This window comes from Streptomyces sp. NPDC104831 (genome assembly GCF_055583025.1).
In genome coordinates, this window is record NZ_JBVJOT010000059.1 from 14093 (window position 1) to 33638 (window position 19546).

A 19546-nucleotide genomic window follows, 5' to 3' on the forward strand; every position below is an offset into this window, starting at 1 on the left:
ACCGCACCACCACCCCCCCCCCCCCCCCCCCCCCCCCCCCCCCCCCCCCCACCCCCCCCCCCCCCCCCCCCCCCCCCCCCCCCCCCCCCCCCCCGGGGCCGGTGTGTGCGGTCAGTCGTGTGTGTTCCGCCGTGTGGCGACCGTCAGACGCGTTCCCACAGGGCGGGGACGTTCGGCGGCTCCCAGCCGGGGTAGGCGGTGTGGCCCTGGAGGCACCGGTAGCTGACGCCGTTGTAGGTCACGACGTCACCGGCCGCGTAGGTGGCGCCCACCTGCCAGGTGGTGTCACCGCTACCGCCGGGCACGGTGAGGGTGTAGGTGGTGGTGTGAGTGGCCGTGCCCGTTCCCGTGATGGTGAGGGTGTACGTGCCGCCGGCCGTGCCCGCGGCGACCTGCACGGTGGCGGTGGAGGACTGGCCGGAGGTCACCGAGGACGGGCTGAAGGACACGCTGACACCCGCCGGAGCGCCGGACGCCGACAGCCGGACGCTCTGGGCGTTCCCGCTGGTGGTGGCGGTGGACACGGTCACCGTGGCGGACGAGCCGGGCGAGACCGTGCCGGCGGCGGGGTTGGCGGAGATCGAGAAGTCGTCGGCCGGGGCCGGCGCGTCACCGACGGCGGTCTTCCAGATCGTGTACGCGATCCCGTCCGCGCTGCGGTTCAGCGCGGTGGCGTTGATGTTGCCGGTGGTGTCGCAGGCGGAGTGGTAGCACGAGTCGTAGGCGCGGCCCGCGGTGCCGCCCCACTTGGCGGCCTCGGCGGCGGACTTCACGGCCGAGGCACCGGTGGCGTAGCCGGAGGTGGGGATGCCCACCTGCTGGAAGGAGTAGTCGTCGGAGCGGCCCTGGCCCTCGACGTTCTCCTGCGGGGCCAGGCCCAGGGAGTCCCAGTAGGCCTTCATCGGCGCCGAGGCGGCCGAGTTGAGGTTGTTGACGAAGTAACCCGCGTTGGTCGAGGCGACCATGTCGAAGTTGTAGTACGCCTTGATCCGGGCGCGCTCGGTCGTGGAGAGCGAACGGGCGTAGAAGTCCGAGCCGTTCAGGCCCTGCTCCTCGTCGGTCCACCAGGCGAAGCGGACCCGGTTCTTCATGGTGGGGTTGGACTGCGCCAGGGTCAGCGCGGTCTCCAGGAGCGCGGCGGAGCCGGAGCCGTTGTCGTTGATGCCGGGCCCGGCGGACACGCCGTCGAGGTGTGCGCCGAACATGTAGACGTTGTTCGCGTCGCCCTGCGGCCACTCGGCGATCAGGTTGTTGCCCGCTCCCGCGGTGCAGCCGGAGGTGCAGCTCTGCTCGGTGACCGTGTATCCCGCCGTCTGGAGCCGGTCCTTGACGTAGGCGAGCGAGGCCCGGTAACCGGCCGTGGTGGAGCGGCGGTTGCCGCCGTTCTGCGAGGCGATGGTGTTCAGCTGGGTCAGGTGCGCCTGCACCTTGGCCACGTCGACGTCCGGCGGGGTGGACGGGTTGCCGCTACCGCCGCCCACCCGCAGCGTGTACTGGGCGGTGTGGGTCTTCGTGCCGGCGGTGCCCGTGACCGTGATCTGGTAGGTTCCGGCGGCCGTGGCCGACGAGGTGGAGACCGTCATCGTGGAGCTGCTGCCGGAGGTGACCGTCGCCGGGCTGAAGGAGACGTTCACCCCGGCCGGCGCGCCGGAGGCGGTCAGCGAGACCTGCTGGGCGCTGCCGGAGACGGTGCTGGTGCTGACGGTGGCGCGCGCCGAGGCGCCCGCGTCGACGTCACCCGAGGTGGGGCTGAGCGCCAGCGAGAAGTCGGTCTGCTCGCCCGTGCAGGTCGGGTCGCCGGTCTGCGCGGTCACGCTGATCGCGTCCCAGGCGGCCTTGGTGGAGTTGAACAGGGCGCAGCTCGCGTCGAGGTTCTTCGCGGTGGTGAGGGTGGCGGTGCGGTACCGCTTGTACGTCATGCCGCTGGTCTTGAGCAGCATGCCGCCGTAGAAGACCTTGCCCGCGTTCTGGATGCCGACGCCGGTGACGGTGGAGTTGTTGCAGGTGGGGCTGGAGGGCTTGCCACCGCCGGGGTTGGAGCCCTCGGCCAGCAGGTAGAACCAGTGGTTGAGCGGGCCGGCCGCCGCGTGCTCCTCGGTGGAGGGGATCGACGCGGAGTAGCAGTTGGGGTTGTTGCCGACCTGGCTGGGGTTGTACATGTTGCGGATCGGGCCGCGGCCCTGGAGGTTGATCACCTCGCCGACGGTGTAGTCGGGAGTGTCGTACGGCGCCGGCTCGTTGGCGTACGCCTCGGTCAGGGCGCCCATGATGTCGCCGGTGGCCTCGCCCAGCCCGCTCTCGTGGTTGGCGCCGCCCGGGGTGAAGGAGTCCAGGCCGTGGCCGAACTCGTGGCCCACGACGTCGATGCCGGCTATCCACTCGTTCGCGCTGTTGTGGCCGATGGTGATGGTGGAGCCGTCCCAGTACGCGTTCAGCTCGTTGAGGCCGACGCGCACCGGCCAGCTTCCGCCGTTGCCGTCGTGCCCGTTGCGGCCGAGCCAGTTCTTGAGCATGTCGGATTCCTTCTGCGCGGCGAACATCGCGTCCACGCAGCCGGTTTCCTTGCTCGTGGGGTTGCCGGTACCCCAGGTGTCGGTCGTCTTGGTGAACAGGCCGCCGCTGTAGTCCGAACACTGGAGTCCGGGCCGGGTGGTGTCGCGCAGCACGTAGTTGGTGCCGGACCGGGAGGTGTCGATGGTCAGCGGGTTCGGGCCGTTCCACTTGCTGTTGCCGCTGCCCGCCCGGACGTCGTCGTAGGTGTCGACGACCTTTCCGGTGCGCGCGTCGACGAAGACGTGCAGCCGGCTGGGGACGTTCGCCCCGGTGCGCCCGGTCAGCACGGTCTCCCAGGCGAGGGTGGCGCGGTTGCCCTCGGCGCGCACCACCAGCCGCCGGGAGTCGACCTTCTCGGTCTTCGCGAGCCTGGCCCGGCTGGTGCGGACCGCCTGCGCGGCGGTGACCCGGGCCTTGGTGGAAAGCGACAGCCTGACCTTGGTGGCGGACTGGACCGAGCGGACCTTGCCGGCGCCGTCGGCGAGGACGACCACGTCGCCGCCCACCACGGGCAGTCCCCGGTAGGTGCGCTCGTAGGCGACGGAGTACAGGCCCTTGACCCAGGGGGTGACCTGCCGCCGGTCGTACTGCTCCTCGGGGCCCTTGGCCAGGGCGTCGAGGCCGCTGCGTGCCGCCTGGTCGGCGGCCGCGACGGCTTTGGCGACGGGGGCCGGTCCCGGCTTGCTCGCCGGGGGCGCGGCGTGGGGCGCGGCCGAGGCGAAGGCGGCCGGCATCACCACCCCTCCCAGCGTCAGGGCCAGGGATGTCCCGGCCACCGCCAGCTTTCTCAGCATTGTTGCTCCTTGTGAGAGGTCGTGAGGCTCACCCGGCCCCCTGAAAGACATGCTCATGTCAAGGGGTTCGCCGGTGTTCGCGGTACGTCGGTGTCTCCGCCCGCCCCGCGCCGAAGTGGCGTGCCACGCCGCCGGGCTGGCCGAACCCTCACACCGCCCGGCGCCCGGGTCAATGGATCGAGGCCCGCCGCCCCGTCCTGTCAAAAACCGGCACAGGACCAGGGCGGCGAGACGCGCTCACGTTCCCGCGGCCGGCAATCGCCCGCGGTACTCCCTGACCTCGGGCACATCACCCCAGCGGGTGAACAGCCTGCCGTGCAGTCCGCGCAGCTCGGCGTTGATCATCAACTCGCGCGAGGACGCCGCCTCGCCGAGCACCGGGGCCGCCAGGGCGACCGCCGCGCCGGGGTCGCCCGCGCACGCCCAGCTGTCGGCCAGGCGCAGGGTGAGCAGCAACCCGGTCTCCCGCATCAGCGGGGGCAGTTGGGCACGCGACCGCGCGGTGGCGTCGACGGCGCGCCGCGCCGTCACCCGGTCGCCGGTCGCGGCGGCGAGGTCGCGCAACGCCCCGCCGATCGCCGACTCCACCCTCATCTCGCCCTCGGCGCCGGACAGCCAGGGCGCCTCCAGGCGGTCCCGGTGGCCGAGGCGGGAGAACTCGCGCCGGGCCAGGGCGATGTGCCGCCGGCACTCGGCGGCGTCGTGGCCGAGCGCGTGCCCGCGTGCCCGGTACAGGTGGGAGAGGGTGACCACCCACCGCCGCCCGGGGTCCACCGCGCCGATCGCCTCGGCGTACGCGAGGGTCGACCCGGCGTCCAGGTCGAGCCGGACCAGGGCGCACACGTCACTGAGCAGCGTCGCCCGGGCCGGGACGTCGTCCACCGCGTCGGCCCAGCCCAGGCCGCGGCCGAACCAGGCCATGCCGATGCTGCTCTGCCCGCGTTGCATCCGCAGCCGCCCGGCGACCTGGGCGTACTGGGCGGCCAGCCGGAGCTGCCCGTACGGCAGCCGGCCGGTGGAGTTCACCGCCTCGGCCCACCGCACCAGTGCCCGTAACAGCCGCTCCACCGTGGTCACGCCGTCCGACGCGCTCCCGTGCAGCGCGCCGCGGATCAGACAGGCCAGGACCGCGGTGAGCGCGTGCAGCAGCTCCGCTTCGCTGCCCGTGAGACCGGTGAGGCCGTCGAATCCGTCCCGCCGTGCGGTCAGCGCGTCCAGCAGGTCGGGTGTCCCCGCCCGGTCGGGCACCGCACAGCCCACCGTGCCGTGCAGCGGGCACGCCAGCCCCTCGGCGGGCAGCTCCGACGGCCACAGCGCGGGGTCCAGCGCGTCCCGGCCGACGGGGGCCTCCCCGCCGCCCGGCACCGGGGCGAACAGCCGGGGGTCCGCCGGCGGGCGGTCGGGGCGGTAGGGCGTCCCGCACGGAGCCGCGACGACCGCCGCCAGCTCGCCGCCGGTTCCCAGGAGGGAGTCGAGCCGGCCCGCGAGCCCGGCCGGCGGTTCGCGCAGCCCCGCTTCGAGCCTGCTGATGAGACTATGGTGGTACCCCACCTTCAGCCCGAGCTGCGACTGGGTCAGTCCCGCCTGTCTGCGCCGGGCCCGCAGCCGCCGCCCGAACTCCGCCCAGGACTCCACCGGCTGTGCCGTCTCCACGGACCTGCCCCCCTGCTGACGATGCCCCGCCGCCGACAGCGGGACGCCGGGTGCTCCATGTCTGTGCGCGTCCGGGCCGGGCGGAGCCGGCCCGCGCGCCCCACACCCCGGGCGCGGGTGGGCGCCCGCCCCGGGAGCGCGCGCCGGCGTGGCCGGGATCAGGCCGGGCAGGCTCCGACCGGCGCGCCGACGGCGACGGCCACTCGTCTTCTCCTGCCCATGCCCTGCCGCTCCCTTCGGTGCGCATCGAGACCGCCGCCACGGGTCGGGGGCGCGGCTGCCGATGCTGGTCCGGACCTGACACGCTAGGTCTAGACCATAGCTGTGTACCGGCCCCGGTCAAGAGCCCCGACGGGAGGACTGCCCGGGGCCTGTCCGGGGCGGCGGCGGCCGGACGCCGCGTCCGACTCGACATCGCCGGACCGGCGATCCGGACCTGGTGCCGAGGCGGGCCGGGGCCGAGCGCCGCCGGGTGGCGGAGGCGACTGTGCCGGGGGGACCATCTGCGGGAGAACTTGATCGGTACGCCCTTTCGGGCGCCCCCCGCCCACCGACGGGTCCGCCCCCGAACTGCGACGCGGACGCGCTGCCCGCACCCTGGACGGGCGGGGCGGCGATCCGCCCCGCCGTGAGGAGAGAGGTGCGATGCCGTATGCAGGACGCCGAACGGAAAGAGGCATCGGACGCGTTCCGCGACCTGGTGAACATGACGCCGGCCGAATTGGAGAAGTGGCTGGCTTCGGAAGAGTCGCGGAGTGCCGGAGAGCACAAGGACGGCGGCGAGTCCACGGGGCATGCCTCCGGCCGTCGCATCCTGGAGATACTGCGGACGAAGAAGGGCGATCTGTCGGACGACGACTACCGCCACATGCGGAAAGTGGGCGGATACGTCCGGCGGCACCTCGCCCAGCGGCCCTCGGGCGACGTGCGGAACACCCGGTGGCGGTATTCGCTGATGAACTGGGGCCACGATCCCCTGAAGTGATCACAGCCCCCGGCTCCGGGGCCATGGCGTCTTGCGCCTCGGGCGCCCCCCGCCGGCTCCGGCAGAGGAGCAGGGCGGCGGCTGAGGGGGGCGTGACAAAGCGCTCCGATGTGTCACGGTCCGTGGCGTCACCCCGGCCCTGGCCTCCGCGTGCCACCCGGCGACCCTGCGATCAACCGGTGTCCGGCAACTCGCCCTCGTACGCCTTCTGCCGGGCCAGCAGCGTGTTGTACTCCCGGACCGCGGCCAGCCACCGCCACGGCTGTATCTCGTCGAGGCTCAGGCCCGGGCAGGCCAGTTGATGCGGGACGCGGCATGTCGCTCCGGGCAGGGGCTCGTCCAGACCGCCGTTCCAGGCGGTGCCGTTGGTGTCGAGGTGCCAGCGGTGCCCGCCGGGAACGAGGTGCGCGGGCACGGAAAGGCGGGGCTCGAGCAGGACGTGCTGCCCGGTGTAGGTGGGGCGGCGGTCGCCTGTGAGGCCGCAGTGGGGGCAGACGGGCGGCTCGGGGGGTTCGGGACCGCAGGCGCCGTCTCGGGCGGCCTGGGCGCGGTCCGCCGTCTCCCATGGCCGCGGCGTGCCGGCGGGCGGCTGCCAGGATCCGTCGGGTCCGGGTGCGGGCAACGGAATGATGCTGTCGTGGGCGTCGGTGTCCCCCATGCCGTCGAGCGTGCGGTCCGCCGCAGGGGCGGGGTAGGGCGCGAAACGGTCGCAGTGGTGCAATCGGGTAGGGATACGAGGGGCCTGGCTACGCCCGGTGAGGCGCGCGGCGCAACACATGACAGCTACAGGCACGGCCGAAGACCTCGCAAGAGCCGCGGCGCCGAGGCCGCAGCCGGTGCCGCGCGGGCCGCAGCCGTCCGGGCCCAATCGCGCCGCCGGCCGTTCTTACTGCGGGCCGGGTCCGCGCGGGCTTCCGCCGGGAGAGGGCCCGTCCAGGGCGGCGGCAGTCACGGGCGCGGTACGTCACGGTAGGGGAGAACGGATGCCGGCGAGCTTGTCGGGGCTGGTGACCGAGAAGACGCCGGCGATGTGCTCGCCGCCCGTGCGAGGTCCACCACCACGACGGCGAGCGGGCGGCCGCCGGGGAATGCCGGGCCGGGACTTCGAGGAGGGTTCCCGGCTCCCCGCCCAGGGCGGCTTCGGCGAAGCGTTGGGTGACCCGGGCATGTTGGTCCCGCGATCGCGGCGTCGACCGGCACGGTGGAACTCCTCGCCGGCGATGAGCTGTTGCCGGGTACCGTGCACCCGTGCCCGGGTACCGGTCTCTGCCGCCGAAGACGGCAGGGATGCGAGTTCGCAGCCAGGGCAGCGCCCTCCCCGGGCCACGGTCCGAACGATTCAGGGGGATGTGTCGCCTCCCTGAAGATACTGACCTTCCGGTTTCCTTCGTGAGGCCTCTTCCTTGTCGGGCATGGCGCGTAAGGTTTTTCACAGGCTTAAACAGTCTTTATCCGTATGAACGGGAACGGGCATCTCGCTTGACAATGTCAACTGCGTGTGCCTGTCCAGGGGGACTTGTCCCTTGGGCTGTTGATCCACCCTTGTATCGGCTGGTAGTTGACATACCGAAAGGTTGGTTTTATGTTCTGTCGCGGCAAGTCGGCAGGGCGGTGGAGGTGTTTCGGTGGCACAGGCACGGGCGATCAGGACGAGGCAGTCCATCGTGCTCGCCGCGGCCGAGGTCTTCGCCGAGGTCGGCTACGAGGCGGCGACGGTCTCCCAGATACTGTTACGGGCCAAGGTCACCAAGGGGGCGCTGTACTTCCACTTCGCCTCCAAGGAGGAACTGGCGCAGGCGGTGCTGACCAACCGGATCACCGGAATGCCCCCCGTCCCCCCGCGTACGCTGATGCTCCAGCGGTGCCTGGACGAGGCGTTCCTCCTCGCCTATCTGCTCCAGGAGGGTGACCCCCTGGTCCGGGCCGGTGTACGCCTCACCGTGGAGCCGGGCTCCCCTGCCGACGGGCTCGACCGCAGCGCGCCGATGATGGCGTGGGTCGACCACAACGCCGACACACTGGCGGCCGCCGAGCGCAACGGGGAACTGATGCCCCACGTCGACATCAACACGGCCGCCCGGATGTTCGTCGGCGCGTTCACCGGCGTGCAGATGCTGTCCAAAGTGCTGACCAACCACGGCGACCTGGTCGATCGGGTGGCCCAGATGCAGCGGCACCTGATGGCGAGCATGGCGGTCCCGACGGTGCTCGTCCAACTGGACATGGCTCCGGACCGAGGACAACGCGTCCACCAGGAGATGACCGAACCGAACCGGACCGCGGACGCCGGCGAGGAGGCGGTGCAAGCCGTCGGCTGACCGCCGGCCACCGGGCCGCCTCGTCCATGGCCGACGACGGCAGCCACGCACCGCCCCGTGGGCACGTCGCGAGCACAGCTGACGCAGAACCGACCCGTGGAGCGCCCCCCATGAACAGGACCGCCCGCCCTCACGCCCTGGACGTGACGGACCGCCACCTCGCCGACCGGACCGCCTGCTCCGAGGCCGGCACCGCACTCTCGTCCCTCTGCGCGAGGCTCCCGGACGTGCGCCCGGCCCGCGCTCCGGACGAAGCGGAACCCGTGCCCACCTTCCTCGTGCACGGCGACCAGGCCCTGCCGGTGGTGCTGCGGCCGGTCGGCTGACCGCACACCGTGCCGGTCGAACGCCGAGCCGCTGCCGGCACGGACCGGGGACCCCGGTCCGCGCCGCGTCGCCGCTCGGGACACACACGGGGAACGAGTGGACACCGCGCACCGCGTGGACGGTTCACCACGGCAGCCGGATGCCGTGCGCGGGCGTCGCTGTCCGACGTCCACCGCGCGGCGCACCACCCGTCCGCCGGGACGGTGTCGCGGAGGGTCCGGCGGTGAGCCGCGTAAGTGCCCTGGTCCCGGCCCGGTGGCCCACGGCCGGAGAACCAGCGATCCGCACGACGCCGGGGAATCCGCCGGCCGGCCGTGTGCACGCGGACGCCACAGGAGGGGGAGATGGTCAAGCAGCCGCGGGCGGCGCAGACGCGTGAGGCGGTCGTGAGGGCGGCTGCCGAGGCATTCGCCGACCTCGGGTACGCGGGGGCCTCGCTGCCGGTCATCAGCAGACGGGCCGGTGTCAGCGCGGGCGCCCTGTACTTCCACTTCACCAGCAAGGACGAGCTGGCCAGGGAGGTCGAGCAAGCCGCCGTCGCACGGGTCGCCGCACTGGCCGACCACTGCCGCGCCACCGGCCGGAGTCCCCTGGGCCTGCTGGCGACCACCATGTGCCGTCTGGTGCCGGCCGCCGCCTCCGACCCCGTCGTCCGCGCCGGGTTCCAACTCGGACGTGACCCCTCGCGCCGAAGCGCGGCGCTGGGGGAGTGGTGGCACACCCGGGTCCGCGAACTGATCGCCCAGGCCCACCGGAAGGGCGAACTGGCACAGGACGTCCGCCCCGAGGTCGCCACCGCCGCCGTGGTAGCCGCCACCGCCGGATTTCTGGAGCTGTCCGCCCGTCACCCGGAGTGGGCGGAGCCCCAACTGCTGAAGGCGGTCTGGTCGTTCGTCCTTCCCTGCATGGCGAGGACGCCCCCGGGGACGGAATCACCTCGCAGGTCCGACGCATCGCCTCCGTGAACGCGCGTGCCGCGAGCCGCCCTTGCACCGAGCGGCGCCAAACACGCGTCGGGCGCCGGAACGACGATGCGCACGATCATGGACCCGGATCGCTTCCTTACCTCCGGAAACCGACCGGAAGACTGGTTGGGTGGTCACGACCCCTCCACGCGAAGTGACGGAGACCAAGGGCCGCGTCAGTGGGCGCAGTAATGGTGCGGGAAGTTTCGCTGCGCCCATGACCTCCGCGCACATTTCTCCAGCGGGGCATGTACAGGAGGCGATCACTCCATGATCCTGGTCGCTGAGCCCCGCCCAGAAAGGACGGACGTGACAGTGCGGCAGCCTGCCCAAGCCCGTGGCATAGCGACGCGTGCGGAGATCCTTGACGTGGCGGCGATCCTGTTCGCACGGAAGGGTTACTCACAGACCTCGCTACAGGACATCCTGGACAGGACCGGCCTGAAGAAGGGCGGCCTCTACTACCACTTCAGGACGAAGCAGGAGATCGCTGTCGCGGTCGTCACCGAGGGCTTCGCCATGGACGTCACCCCACCGCGGGCAGGGTCGTTGCAGGCGGTCGTCGACGCGTCGATCGTCCTGGCCTGGCTCACTCCCCGGGTTCCGGTGGTGCGGGCCGCGGCTCGGCTCGCCACCGATCAGGACCACGAGGAGACGTTCGGCTATCTCTGGTCCCGGCACATACCCCGTGTCACCCGGTTGCTGGAGGAGGCCGGACGCCGCGAGGAACTCAAGCCCGGGGTGAAGCCGGACGAGGCATCCTGGGTGTGGGTCGCCGCGTACACCGGAGTCGACCTGATGTGCCGGCTGGACTACCGGACACTGCCTCGCAAGGTCGCCGACCTGAATATGCACTTGGCCTCGGGCATCGCCACCGAGAGAACCCTGGCCAAGCTGGACACCAGAGTCGAACGGGGCCGTGAGCTGCTGCGATGCACACGGTGGGCGGCCGAGTACCTGGACGGGACGACCTCGCGGGACTGAAGCGCTCGGCGTGAGCGGCCGGAACCGCGCGGTTATCGCATCGTTACGAAGGGACTGGCTGCCGATCGCGGCCACGGCTGCCGGCCCGGAAACCGACCGACTCCCCGTTTTCACGGTCGCCAAGGAGCCCTGAACATTACCGCACGTAACATCTTCATGTGTTTTGCTACACGGAGTCAATTCCTGCTCGGGTTCCCCTGTATCCGCAGCCCTGAAGGTATGGATACCCGCCGCGAACTCCGTCCGATTCCTGCCTGTCAATGAACTTTCAGCGGGGTAACCGGGTGGAAACGGCTGTCGAAACCGACCGAGCGCATGGTTGGATGCCGAACGTTGTTCGTACGTGCGTGCGCGAACGCGATAGCGCATGATCAGGGAGTGCTGTGGGGCGTGAGACATCCCGCGAGTACCAGCGGCTGCTGAGGCTCTACCGCGGGAGGCGGACCAGACCGGATGTGGGGTTGGCCCCCCGCCCCGGCGCGGACCGGTCGACGCACCTACGGCAGCCGGACCTCGACGAGGCTCTGAAGTGCGGTGCCGGCGTCTACCAGAAGGTGGAGAGCGGCCGACTGCGTCCGTCCCCCGAGCTGTTCTCGCGCATCGCGGACACCCTCGGCTTCACTCCGCACGACAGGCGCGTCGCCCATCTCGACCTGTTCGGCTCCGAGCCGCCCCCCGCGGTCGGCAAGCCCTCGCCGCACTGGCGGCGCACCGTCGACGGCCAGCGCGAGATGATGTGCGTCCTGGCGCCGAGCGGGGAACCGGTGGCACACAACGCGGTCTACGCCTCGATGTTCGGCGACGAGGGCGTCCCCCGGAACTTCTGGCGCTGGGCGCTGCTCTGCGACCGGGCACGGGACACCGTACTCGGCCACTGGGAGAAGGACTGGGCCCCCTACCTCTTGGAGGAGTGCCGACTGCTGTCCGTGCGCCATCGCGACGACGCGGCCGTCCGCCGTCTGTGCGCGGACCTGACCGACGACCCCCGCCTGCGAGACATTCCGGGGGCCGGCGCCGACCTGAACGGTCGTACCGGCCTGCTGCGGCACGCGGAGCGGGGCCTCCTGCGCGTACACGTCGTGGCAGCCGAATCGGGGGGCTTCCGGCTGCTGACCTTCCTTTCCCAGGCGCCATAGCGATCAAGTGCCGCGATGGCCCAGCCGACACCACTGGAGGCGTTGTGCACATCCTGATACCAGACGACCCGGTTCTCGCCGCGGGCTTTCTCCTGCTGGAGCAACCGCTCCTGTCCTCCCTCCGGCTGCGGTACCGGACCGTGCTGACGGACTCCCAGGCGAGGATCATCGAAGTCGCCCACAAGAGCTGGGGGGAGTTACAGCAGATGCTGCCCCGGAGTTTCCACGCACACCCGCCGGAGACCGGGGCGAACGAGCCGGAGGGCTATGTGCTGGAGACCATGGGCGGACAGCGGTTGACGCCCCTGTACGCCGTGGACCCCGGCCAACGGGTCGGGCACCTCGAAGTGTGCTACATGATGCTGCGCCAAGCGCAGATCGACGGCTGGCCCGGCCCGCTCGACGTACTCGACGACGTTCTGCGGGAGATCGGTGACGGCATCGACCTGGTCGACCGCTACGGCCGAGTCCTCCAAGTCCTGCGCCTCACGTCTCCGCCCCGGCTGCTGGCAGCCATGCGCCAGGCGACGCCACCAGGACCGTCGGCGCCCGTCACCCTCAGCGCGGAGCAGGAACGGGAGTACCGCCGGCACTGCGAGAAGATCATCGGGATTCTCAGCGGCGACGACGGCTTCGCCTACACCGCGCACCGGGCGCTGTACAGGTGAAGGCGGGACCCCGCCCCCGCACGGGCCTCGGCACCGGGACCGCCCTCCTCGGGACGTGATCGGCCAGGGCCGCCGCCCGGCGGCCTGACCGCCGGAAGGCGAACCGGCGCATCGGGTGTGACGGCCGGGCCCGGCGCGGCAGCTACAGGTCGAACTCCAAGTGCTCGATGTCCGTGAAACGGACCTCCTCCAGTTGGCCGGCGCGGCGGCCGCCGTCCTGGAAGTACACGTCCTTGAGCGCCTCGGCCGTCAGCTCTTCGAGCCGCCGGTCGCCGGCGCCGGCCTCCCGCGCTTCGAAGAGACGGGCGGCGTGCTGCGGCGGCAGTGCCACGGTGAGGTGGCGCAGCCGTGCGTCGTCCGTGGTTCCGACGGGAGCCGTGTAACCGATCCGGGCCCGTGTGTCGATGACGATGCCGCCCGTGGTCATCGCCTCCCTGCGCGCCTTGGCCCTGATCACCGGCTGCCACCGCTTGCGCACCTCTTCCTCCAGGCGGCGCGCGAGCCGGGGGCGGGGGTGCTTGATCTGGTCCTTGACATACCGTTCCACGGTGCGCTGGCTGACGCCGAGCAACTCGGCCACCGGACCCGTCCTGTTGCCGTGCTTCTTGACGAGGTAACGCATCTGCGCGGGCGCGGTCTTGGGCGCGGGGCGTGTGAACGCCTTCTGCAGCGCCCTGTCCAGGCCGTCCCCGATCAGGCTCATCACCCTCTCCTATTCCCCGGTGTCGGTGTCGGTGACGGTGCCGTCCTTGATGTAGCGGGCGAGGTTGAGCTCCGGTGCGCCGAACCGCTCGCGGACCTCCTCGCCCCACAGGACGGTCTGGGTGCCCTCGTGCTTGACCAGCCCCGGGTTGACGCCGAGTTTGAAGCCGCCGGGCAGCGCGGTGCCGTCCCGGTACGGCAGGAAGTCCAAGGGCGAGGGACCGTCCGCCGCGTACACGACGCAGTCGGACAGGATCGCGACCGGGTACTGGCCGGTGAACGCCGCGTGCTTGACGATCTTGCGGTGCAGGTTGACACGGGTGCGGGAGATGACGGCCGCGCGGATGTCCGGCCGCCAGGTGGGCCGCTCCAGGGCCCGCCACGGCCGGCCCGGCCGCCAGCCCTCGCCCCGCGGGCGCTCGCGCAGCTTGCCGATGCCGCCCTTGACCGTCGCCTTGATCGCCGAGACGACGCTCGCCAGCTCGGGATCCCGGTCCTTGTAGCCGTCCATCGCCGCGAGGAAGTCGGCCGGCTCCATGTCCGCGTGCACGCCGAGGTCGGCCATCGTGGCGAGGTAGGCGTCACGGAGGCGTTTGTACCAGCCGTCCAGGTAGCGGCCGTTGTCGTGGCGGACGTACGCCTCGATCGGCCGCACCTCGTAGCCCAGCTCCACCGCGTACGCCACGGTCGGTGTCGCGTACCAGGCCGGGCCGTCCGGGCGATCGCCCTTCGGGGTGAACGGACTGGGCAGCAGCCCGCCGTCCAGCTCCACCCACTCCTTGCCGGCCCTCACCCGCGACAGGTCCACGTGGGACAGGTCGACCAGCCACGAGCCCGGCAGCTTCGGGTCGAACACCGGCGCCTTGACGTGCGTCGGCGCGCCGAGGCCGACGACCAGGCCGTTGGCGCCGGCGGCGAAGGCCATGTTCACGTCGAGGCCGACCAGGTAGCGCACGGTGCACTCGGCATCGGTCATCGGCCGTGCCCAGTCGTACGCCTCCTCGAACAGTTTCTCGTCGGGGCCGCGGACGTGGAAGCGGGGGAGGCCGGCCAGGAGGGGGTGGCCGTCGGGGGCCTCGCACGGGGCGCAGTCCACCGGGTCCTTGCCCAGTGAGCCGGGGTTGTGCGCGGAGTGCCGCTTGCCGGTCGCGTCGGGGTCGGAGGCGCGGGTCGGCGGGTGCAGCGCGGTCATCAGCTCCAGGCCGGTCACGGCCGTGGAACCGCGCGGCGTCATCACCCGGGACGCGTACACGCCGAGGACCCGGGCGAGCTCCGCCGGCGGGAGCCGCGCGGTGTCGCCCCAGTGACGGGAGTCGAGCGCGTGCCAGGACGGGATGCACAGCTGCACGCACTGGCGGTCCGAGCCCTGCGCGGGGCGGTAGATCCGCGCCCACGGCCCGAAGCCGCGCTTGGTCAGCTTCCAGCCCGCGCGCGCCAGTTGCCCGACGACCTTGTGCCCCTCCGGGATCCGCCCGGCCAGCCGCTCGTCGTCGGTGAGGGCGACGGGGAGGCCGTAGCGCTTCAGCGCGGTTTCGGTGAGGACGAGCAGCGGGTCGGCGTCCCTGCCCGCGCCGACCAGCCTCGGCTGCCCCAGTCCGCCCTCGGTGAGCGTCCACTCCACCAGCGCCGGGATGCTCTTGGCGGGCACCTCCAGGACCAGGCCGCCGGTGCAGTACGCCAGTACCTGCCCGTCGGCGCCGACGTCCACGACCGCGAGCGGCCCGTTCTCGAAACGCTCGTCCCGCCCGCCCTCCGGGGCGCCGGCCGGGGCAGCCTGCCGCGCGCCCGGACGGCGCGAGGGCGGCGCACTCCCGGCGGTGCGCGCCGGGCCGGCCGCGACCGCCTGGGGCGGAACGGCGGAACGGCGCGTCGGGGTGCTCTCGACGGCGGTCGCCGTGGCATCGGAGGGCTGTGGGACCTCAGCGGGCGCTTCCGCCTCCGGCGCCGGGCGCACCCGGCCGGCGGACGCCTCCGGGACCTCCGTGTCCCTGTCCTCGTCCGGGGCGGGGTACAGCTTCGCGAGCCCGTCGAGGAGACGCGCGTACGCGTCGCGCTCCGGCGGCCGGGGCTCGGTCTTGCCCGCCTCCCAGGCGCTCACCGTGGCCCGGCGGACCTTCAGCGCGGTGGCCACCTCTTCGACGGTCAGCCCGTGCGCCCTGCGCAGCCGCTTGCGCTCGGCCGGCGGCGGCAGCGGGGCGCGGGACGCCAGCAGTGCGTCGACCGCGTCGAACAACTCGGACATGAGGACCTCCTGAACTGGCACTCTATCCCGTTGATCCCTCATTCGGCGTGCGGAACGCGTACGAATCGCGCACAATCCGCGTTCCTCCCGGATGGCGTCGCCTGATGGCGTCACCTGAGGGGCGGGGGAGGTCCGTCCTGGTGGAGGTCCGAGCCGGCCCGCGGCCCGGCCTGGTCGATCGCGGGATCCCGAAGCCTCCCGACCCCCTCTGTGCATGGCTATGCGAAATAAGGCATACTCTTTCTATGTCCAAGGTTCTCACCTCCCTTCCGGTCGGCGAGCGTGTCGGCATCGCTTTCTCCGGCGGCCTCGACACGTCGGTCGCCGTCGCGTGGATGCGCGACAAGGGCGCCGTCCCGTGCACCTACACCGCCGACATCGGCCAGTACGACGAGCCCGACATCGCCTCGGTGCCCGGCCGTGCGACGAACTACGGTGCCGAGATCGCGCGCCTGGTCGACTGCCGGGCGGCCCTGGTGGAGGAGGGGCTGGCCGCGCTCGCCTGCGGCGCCTTCCACATCCGCTCGGGCGGCCGCGCCTACTTCAACACCACGCCCCTCGGCCGTGCCGTGACCGGCACCCTGCTGGTCCGGGCGATGCTGGAGGACGACGTACAGATCTGGGGCGACGGCTCCACGTTCAAGGGCAACGACATCGAGCGGTTCTACCGCTACGGTCTGCTCGCCAACCCGCACCTGCGCATCTACAAGCCCTGGCTGGACTCCGACTTCGTGACCGAGCTGGGCGGCCGCAAGGAGATGTCCGAGTGGCTGCTCGCTCACGGGCTGCCGTACCGCGACAGCACGGAGAAGGCCTACTCGACCGACGCCAACATCTGGGGCGCCACCCACGAGGCCAAGACCCTGGAACACCTGGACACCGGCGTCGAGACGGTCGAGCCGATCATGGGCGTACGGTTCTGGGACCCGTCGGTGGAGATCGCGGCCGAGGACGTGACGGTCGGATTCGACCAGGGGCGCCCGGTGACGATCAACGGCAAGGAGTTCGCCTCCCCCGTCGAACTGGTCATGGAGGCCAACGCCATCGGCGGCCGGCACGGGCTCGGCATGTCGGACCAGATCGAGAACCGGATCATCGAGGCCAAGAGCCGCGGCATCTACGAGGCCCCGGGCATGGCGCTGCTGCACGCGGCGTACGAGCGCCTGGTCAACGCGATCCACAACGAGGACACCCTCGCCCAGTACCACAACGAGGGCCGCAAGCTCGGCCGCCTCATGTACGAGGGCCGCTGGCTGGATCCGCAGGCACTGATGATCCGGGAGTCGCTGCAGCGCTGGGTCGGCGCCGCGGTCACCGGTGAGGTGACTCTCCGGCTGCGGCGCGGCGAGGACTACTCGATCCTCGACACCACGGGCCCGGCGTTCAGCTACCACCCGGACAAGCTCTCCATGGAGCGGACCGAGGACTCCGCGTTCGGCCCGTCCGACCGGATCGGCCAGCTCACCATGCGCAACCTGGACATCGCCGACTCCCGCGCCCGGCTGGAGCAGTACGCGGGCCTCGGCATGGTCGGCACCGAGCACCCCGCTCTGATCGGCGCGGCCCAGGCCGCTTCCACCGGCCTGATCGGCGCGATGCCCCAGGGAGGCGCCGAGGCGATCGCCTCCCGGGGCGAGGTCTCCCAGGAGGACGAGGCCCTGGACCGCGCCGCCATGGAATCCGGCACGGACTGACCGCACCCCGCACAGCACCTCGCACAGCGCCCCGCCGGTTCCCGGCGGGGCGCTTTCTCGCGCGCTCCCCGCCGGCGGTCACGAGACGCACCGCGCGCAGGATCGCCGGTGCCGGCCAGGGGTACGGCCGCCGCCACGCGGTGGTTCCGCCGTACGCCGTATCGGCCCGCGCGCCCGGGCCGGTGGCCACGACCGTTCCCGGGAGCATCGGCCGTCCCGAAGTGCCGTGCGGGGCCCACCACTTGCCTGGCTCGTCGCGGACCGGGGCGTCCGGCGGGCCGCCGGTCACCCCGCGCACGGAGGCGGCGCGGCGCCACCGGGGCGGGCAGGCGACCGCCCACCGCACCGACCTGGCCCCCGTCAGACGTGCGCATGGCCCGCATGGACGGCATCACCGCCACCACGCGGCTGCGAGCCCTTTCCCGCCCACCAAAGGTGATCTCACGGGGTCCGGACGTGGCGGACTCCGGCCGCGGCGAACGAAGCCGCGGTGTGGAGCGCCGACGGGGCGCAACCGGCGGGCGGAGCACGCGGGGACGTGCCCCTCGTGGCGCACACCCCGAAGGCCGTCCGGGCGGCGGAGCGGATAACGGCCGGGATGCGCCCGGGGAGCGACCGGCCGGATCCCGGCCGATGCGCTTCACTGGAGGGGCGGGCCGCCCAGGGGGTGCCGCGGGGGAGTACCACCCGGGGCGGCCCGCGCCGCAGCCGGCACCGATGCGGTGTCAATTCGCACAAGGGACGGTAACGCGATGTACGCGTCACTTACGGTGGCCGTATGAGCAGGGGGATGGCTGAATGGGCGCACGGCCGCACGGGTCGCACGGTGACCTGGCCCGCGCCGGACGCGTACGTGCTCGTGGACGGAGTCCTGTTGCGCATGGTGCCCGAGCCGCCCGGCCTGCCGCCGGGATCACCCGTGATCGTGCGTCATGACCGGGCACGGCGGCTGCCGGTGGCCCACGCGGACACCGGGGCGGCGGCCGGATGAGCGACCACGGCATCGGGTTCGGGTCCGGGTACGAGGAACGACAGCCCGTGGTCCTCTGCCTCGACACCTCCGCCTCCATGGGCCGGCCCGCGCGGCACCCGCGGATCGACGAGCTGAACGACGCGCTGTCCCGCTGGTTCGACGGGGTCCGCGCGCAGGAGCGGCTGCGTACCCGGGTGGAGGTCTGCCTCGTCACCTTCGATTCGGCGGTGCGTGTCTACGACCCCGGACCGGGCCGGCTGGTCCCGGTCGAACAGGCCGACCCCGACCGGCTCTTCGTGCCGGCGGACGGCATGCACCCGCCCGTGCTGCGCGCCGAGGGGCTGACCCGGCTGACCCAGGCCGTGGACACGGCCCTCGAACTGGCCCGCACGCGCTACCGCACCCTCCAGCGGCAACGGGTGCCGGTACGGCGGCCCTTCCTGTGGGTCCTGACGGACGGCGCGCCGAGCGACGACCAGGGCCGCCCGCTGGACGAGAGGGCCCTCGCCGGCACGGCGGACCGGGTGCGCGAGGGCGAGGCGAAGGGCGAGTGGGTCTTCCAGGTGATCGGGGTGCGCGGCGCCGACCTGCCCATGCTGCGGGTGCTCGCCCCGAAGGCGACCTCTCCCCTGGAGAACCTGGACTTCGGCCGGATCCTCGAACTGCTCTTCCAGAGCACCGACGACAGCAGCCCGGACCAGGACGCCGACCTCATCCACCAGCAGGTCAACGACCGGGCCGCCCGACTGGCCCGGATGGAGGAGATAGAGAGGGGCCTGCTGTGATCATCGCGGGCGCCTCCGTCCAGGGCACCGCCCACCTCGCCGCCGCGCAGGGCTGCCAGGACGCCTTCAAGGCGGTCGACCTCGGCGGTGCGGCGGTGCTGGGCGTCTCCGACGGGGCGGGCAGCCGGGACCGCAGTGCCCTGGGCGCACACATAGCGGTCGACGCGGCGTGCCGGCTGCTGACGGAGGGCTTACCGGACGCCCGGGAGACGCCCGAGCGGTGGACCGGGTGGATCGCGGGACGGGGGCGAAAGGTGGTCGAGGAGTACCTCCGAGCCGTCGCGGGGGTGCTGGGCACCGGCGCGGGCCCGGCGGACCCCGGCCTGCTGGGCGCCACCCTTACCGCGACGGCCGTCGTCCCGCCCTGGCTGGCCTTCGTCTCGCTGGGCGACGGCTTCGCCACCGTCGTGTCGAACGACGACCGCTGCCACCTGGTCCTTCCGCCGCCCACCGGACCCTCGGGCTTCCTCTCCTCCCCGGGCGCGGTCCTGCGCGTGCGCACCTTCGTCGTCTGGGAACCGGAACTGGCCGCGGTGGTGCTGGCCACCGACGGCTGCGCGCCCCTCGCACTCGACCATCCCTCGGTCCGCGGGCTCCCCGCCGAAGCGGGTCCGTTACCGGCCGAACGCTTCTTCCTGGGTCTCACCGCCACGCTCCGCGACAACGGCGGGGACGCCGAGCCCCTGCGCCGCCGGCTCTCCGGGCCGGAGGCCGGCCGGACCGGCGACGACCTGACCGTCCTGTGCGCTCTGGCCGAAGGGGAGTGA

Annotated in this window: 16 protein-coding genes; 11 read left to right on the top strand and 5 right to left on the bottom strand. The window is 72.4% G+C overall.

Translation table 11 applies throughout. The features are described from left to right. Nucleotides 1-143: 143 nt before the first annotated feature. Both ACZ63H_RS31390 and ACZ63H_RS31395 read right to left on the bottom strand, forming a co-directional pair. Nucleotides 144-3347, bottom strand: a complete 3204-nt coding sequence (locus tag ACZ63H_RS31390; RefSeq protein WP_469870896.1) for a M20/M25/M40 family metallo-hydrolase — start codon at nucleotides 3345-3347, stop codon at nucleotides 144-146. 237 nt (nucleotides 3348-3584) lie between these two features. Next, a complete protein-coding gene (locus ACZ63H_RS31395; protein WP_469870898.1) occupies nucleotides 3585-5000 on the bottom strand; it encodes a helix-turn-helix domain-containing protein in 1416 nt (471 codons plus the stop codon). A gap of 652 nt (nucleotides 5001-5652) precedes the next feature. Here ACZ63H_RS31395 and ACZ63H_RS31400 point away from each other — a divergent pair. Beyond that, on the top strand, nucleotides 5653-5985 hold the full coding sequence (locus ACZ63H_RS31400; protein WP_469870900.1) for a DUF3140 domain-containing protein: 333 nt from the start codon (nucleotides 5653-5655) through the stop codon (nucleotides 5983-5985). 172 nt (nucleotides 5986-6157) lie between these two features. Here the strand turns inward: ACZ63H_RS31400 and ACZ63H_RS31405 are convergent, their stop codons facing one another. Further along, entirely contained in the window at nucleotides 6158-6643 is a 486-nt protein-coding gene (locus ACZ63H_RS31405; RefSeq protein WP_469870902.1) for a DUF6083 domain-containing protein, read from the bottom strand. Nucleotides 6644-7610: 967 nt separating this feature from the next. Between ACZ63H_RS31405 and ACZ63H_RS31410 the strand changes: the two genes are divergently transcribed. The 6 genes from ACZ63H_RS31410 to ACZ63H_RS31435 all read left to right on the top strand — a co-directional run bounded on the left by ACZ63H_RS31410 (nucleotide 7611) and on the right by ACZ63H_RS31435 (nucleotide 12383). After that, on the top strand, nucleotides 7611-8303 hold the full coding sequence (locus ACZ63H_RS31410; RefSeq protein ID WP_469870904.1) for a ScbR family autoregulator-binding transcription factor: 693 nt from the start codon (nucleotides 7611-7613) through the stop codon (nucleotides 8301-8303). 110 nt (nucleotides 8304-8413) lie between these two features. Then, nucleotides 8414-8629: a hypothetical protein gene (locus ACZ63H_RS31415; protein ID WP_469870906.1), complete on the top strand. Its 216-nt coding sequence runs from the start codon at nucleotides 8414-8416 to the stop codon at nucleotides 8627-8629. Nucleotides 8630-8974: 345 nt separating this feature from the next. Continuing rightward, nucleotides 8975-9595: a ScbR family autoregulator-binding transcription factor gene (locus ACZ63H_RS31420; protein WP_469870908.1), complete on the top strand. Its 621-nt coding sequence runs from the start codon at nucleotides 8975-8977 to the stop codon at nucleotides 9593-9595. Nucleotides 9596-9964: 369 nt separating this feature from the next. Continuing rightward, nucleotides 9965-10579: a TetR family transcriptional regulator gene (locus tag ACZ63H_RS31425; RefSeq protein WP_469870910.1), complete on the top strand. Its 615-nt coding sequence runs from the start codon at nucleotides 9965-9967 to the stop codon at nucleotides 10577-10579. A gap of 383 nt (nucleotides 10580-10962) precedes the next feature. Continuing rightward, nucleotides 10963-11715: an MmyB family transcriptional regulator gene (locus tag ACZ63H_RS31430; RefSeq protein ID WP_469870912.1), complete on the top strand. Its 753-nt coding sequence runs from the start codon at nucleotides 10963-10965 to the stop codon at nucleotides 11713-11715. Nucleotides 11716-11759: 44 nt separating this feature from the next. Further along, complete coding sequence (locus ACZ63H_RS31435) at nucleotides 11760-12383, top strand: hypothetical protein (protein ID WP_469870913.1); 624 nt, start codon at nucleotides 11760-11762, stop codon at nucleotides 12381-12383. A 142-nt stretch (nucleotides 12384-12525) separates the two neighbouring features. Here the strand turns inward: ACZ63H_RS31435 and tpg are convergent, their stop codons facing one another. Together tpg and tap are read right to left on the bottom strand one after the other, a co-directional pair. Continuing rightward, nucleotides 12526-13086 carry a telomere-protecting terminal protein Tpg gene (gene tpg / locus ACZ63H_RS31440; protein ID WP_469870915.1) on the bottom strand — a complete coding sequence of 187 codons (561 nt, stop codon included), beginning with the start codon at nucleotides 13084-13086 and terminating at the stop codon, nucleotides 12526-12528. A 9-nt stretch (nucleotides 13087-13095) separates the two neighbouring features. After that, entirely contained in the window at nucleotides 13096-15327 is a 2232-nt protein-coding gene (gene tap, locus ACZ63H_RS31445; protein WP_469870917.1) for a telomere-associated protein Tap, read from the bottom strand. A 245-nt stretch (nucleotides 15328-15572) separates the two neighbouring features. Here tap and argG point away from each other — a divergent pair, with 245 nt between their 5' ends. From argG to ACZ63H_RS31465, 4 genes are all read left to right on the top strand, one after another. Continuing rightward, on the top strand, nucleotides 15573-17021 hold the full coding sequence (gene argG / locus ACZ63H_RS31450; RefSeq protein ID WP_469870919.1) for an argininosuccinate synthase: 1449 nt from the start codon (nucleotides 15573-15575) through the stop codon (nucleotides 17019-17021). Nucleotides 17022-17799: 778 nt separating this feature from the next. Beyond that, entirely contained in the window at nucleotides 17800-18012 is a 213-nt protein-coding gene (locus ACZ63H_RS31455) for a hypothetical protein (protein WP_469870921.1), read from the top strand. Next, nucleotides 18009-18779 (top strand): vWA domain-containing protein, encoded by a 771-nt coding sequence (locus ACZ63H_RS31460; RefSeq protein ID WP_469870923.1) that lies wholly within the window; start codon nucleotides 18009-18011, stop codon nucleotides 18777-18779. The genes ACZ63H_RS31455 and ACZ63H_RS31460 overlap by 4 nt, the downstream gene beginning before the upstream one ends. Further along, nucleotides 18776-19546, top strand: a complete 771-nt coding sequence (locus ACZ63H_RS31465) for a protein phosphatase 2C domain-containing protein (RefSeq protein WP_469870925.1) — start codon at nucleotides 18776-18778, stop codon at nucleotides 19544-19546. Before ACZ63H_RS31460 ends, ACZ63H_RS31465 begins: the two co-directional genes overlap by 4 nt.

Bases quoted from the DNA above. Each gene is read 5' to 3' on its own strand.
- ACZ63H_RS31390 (WP_469870896.1), bottom strand. From the start codon at position 3,347: ATGCTGAGAAAGCTGGCGGTGGCCGGGACATCCCTGGCCCTGACGCTG.
- ACZ63H_RS31400 (WP_469870900.1), top strand. From the start codon at position 5,653: ATGCAGGACGCCGAACGGAAAGAGGCATCGGACGCGTTCCGCGACCTG.
- ACZ63H_RS31405 (WP_469870902.1), bottom strand. From the start codon at position 6,643: ATGGGGGACACCGACGCCCACGACAGCATCATTCCGTTGCCCGCACCC.
- ACZ63H_RS31415 (WP_469870906.1), top strand. From the start codon at position 8,414: ATGAACAGGACCGCCCGCCCTCACGCCCTGGACGTGACGGACCGCCAC.
- ACZ63H_RS31420 (WP_469870908.1), top strand. From the start codon at position 8,975: ATGGTCAAGCAGCCGCGGGCGGCGCAGACGCGTGAGGCGGTCGTGAGG.
- tpg (WP_469870915.1), bottom strand. From the start codon at position 13,086: ATGAGCCTGATCGGGGACGGCCTGGACAGGGCGCTGCAGAAGGCGTTC.
- tap (WP_469870917.1), bottom strand. From the start codon at position 15,327: ATGTCCGAGTTGTTCGACGCGGTCGACGCACTGCTGGCGTCCCGCGCC.
- argG (WP_469870919.1), top strand. From the start codon at position 15,573: ATGTCCAAGGTTCTCACCTCCCTTCCGGTCGGCGAGCGTGTCGGCATC.
- ACZ63H_RS31455 (WP_469870921.1), top strand. From the start codon at position 17,800: ATGAGCAGGGGGATGGCTGAATGGGCGCACGGCCGCACGGGTCGCACG.
- ACZ63H_RS31460 (WP_469870923.1), top strand. From the start codon at position 18,009: ATGAGCGACCACGGCATCGGGTTCGGGTCCGGGTACGAGGAACGACAG.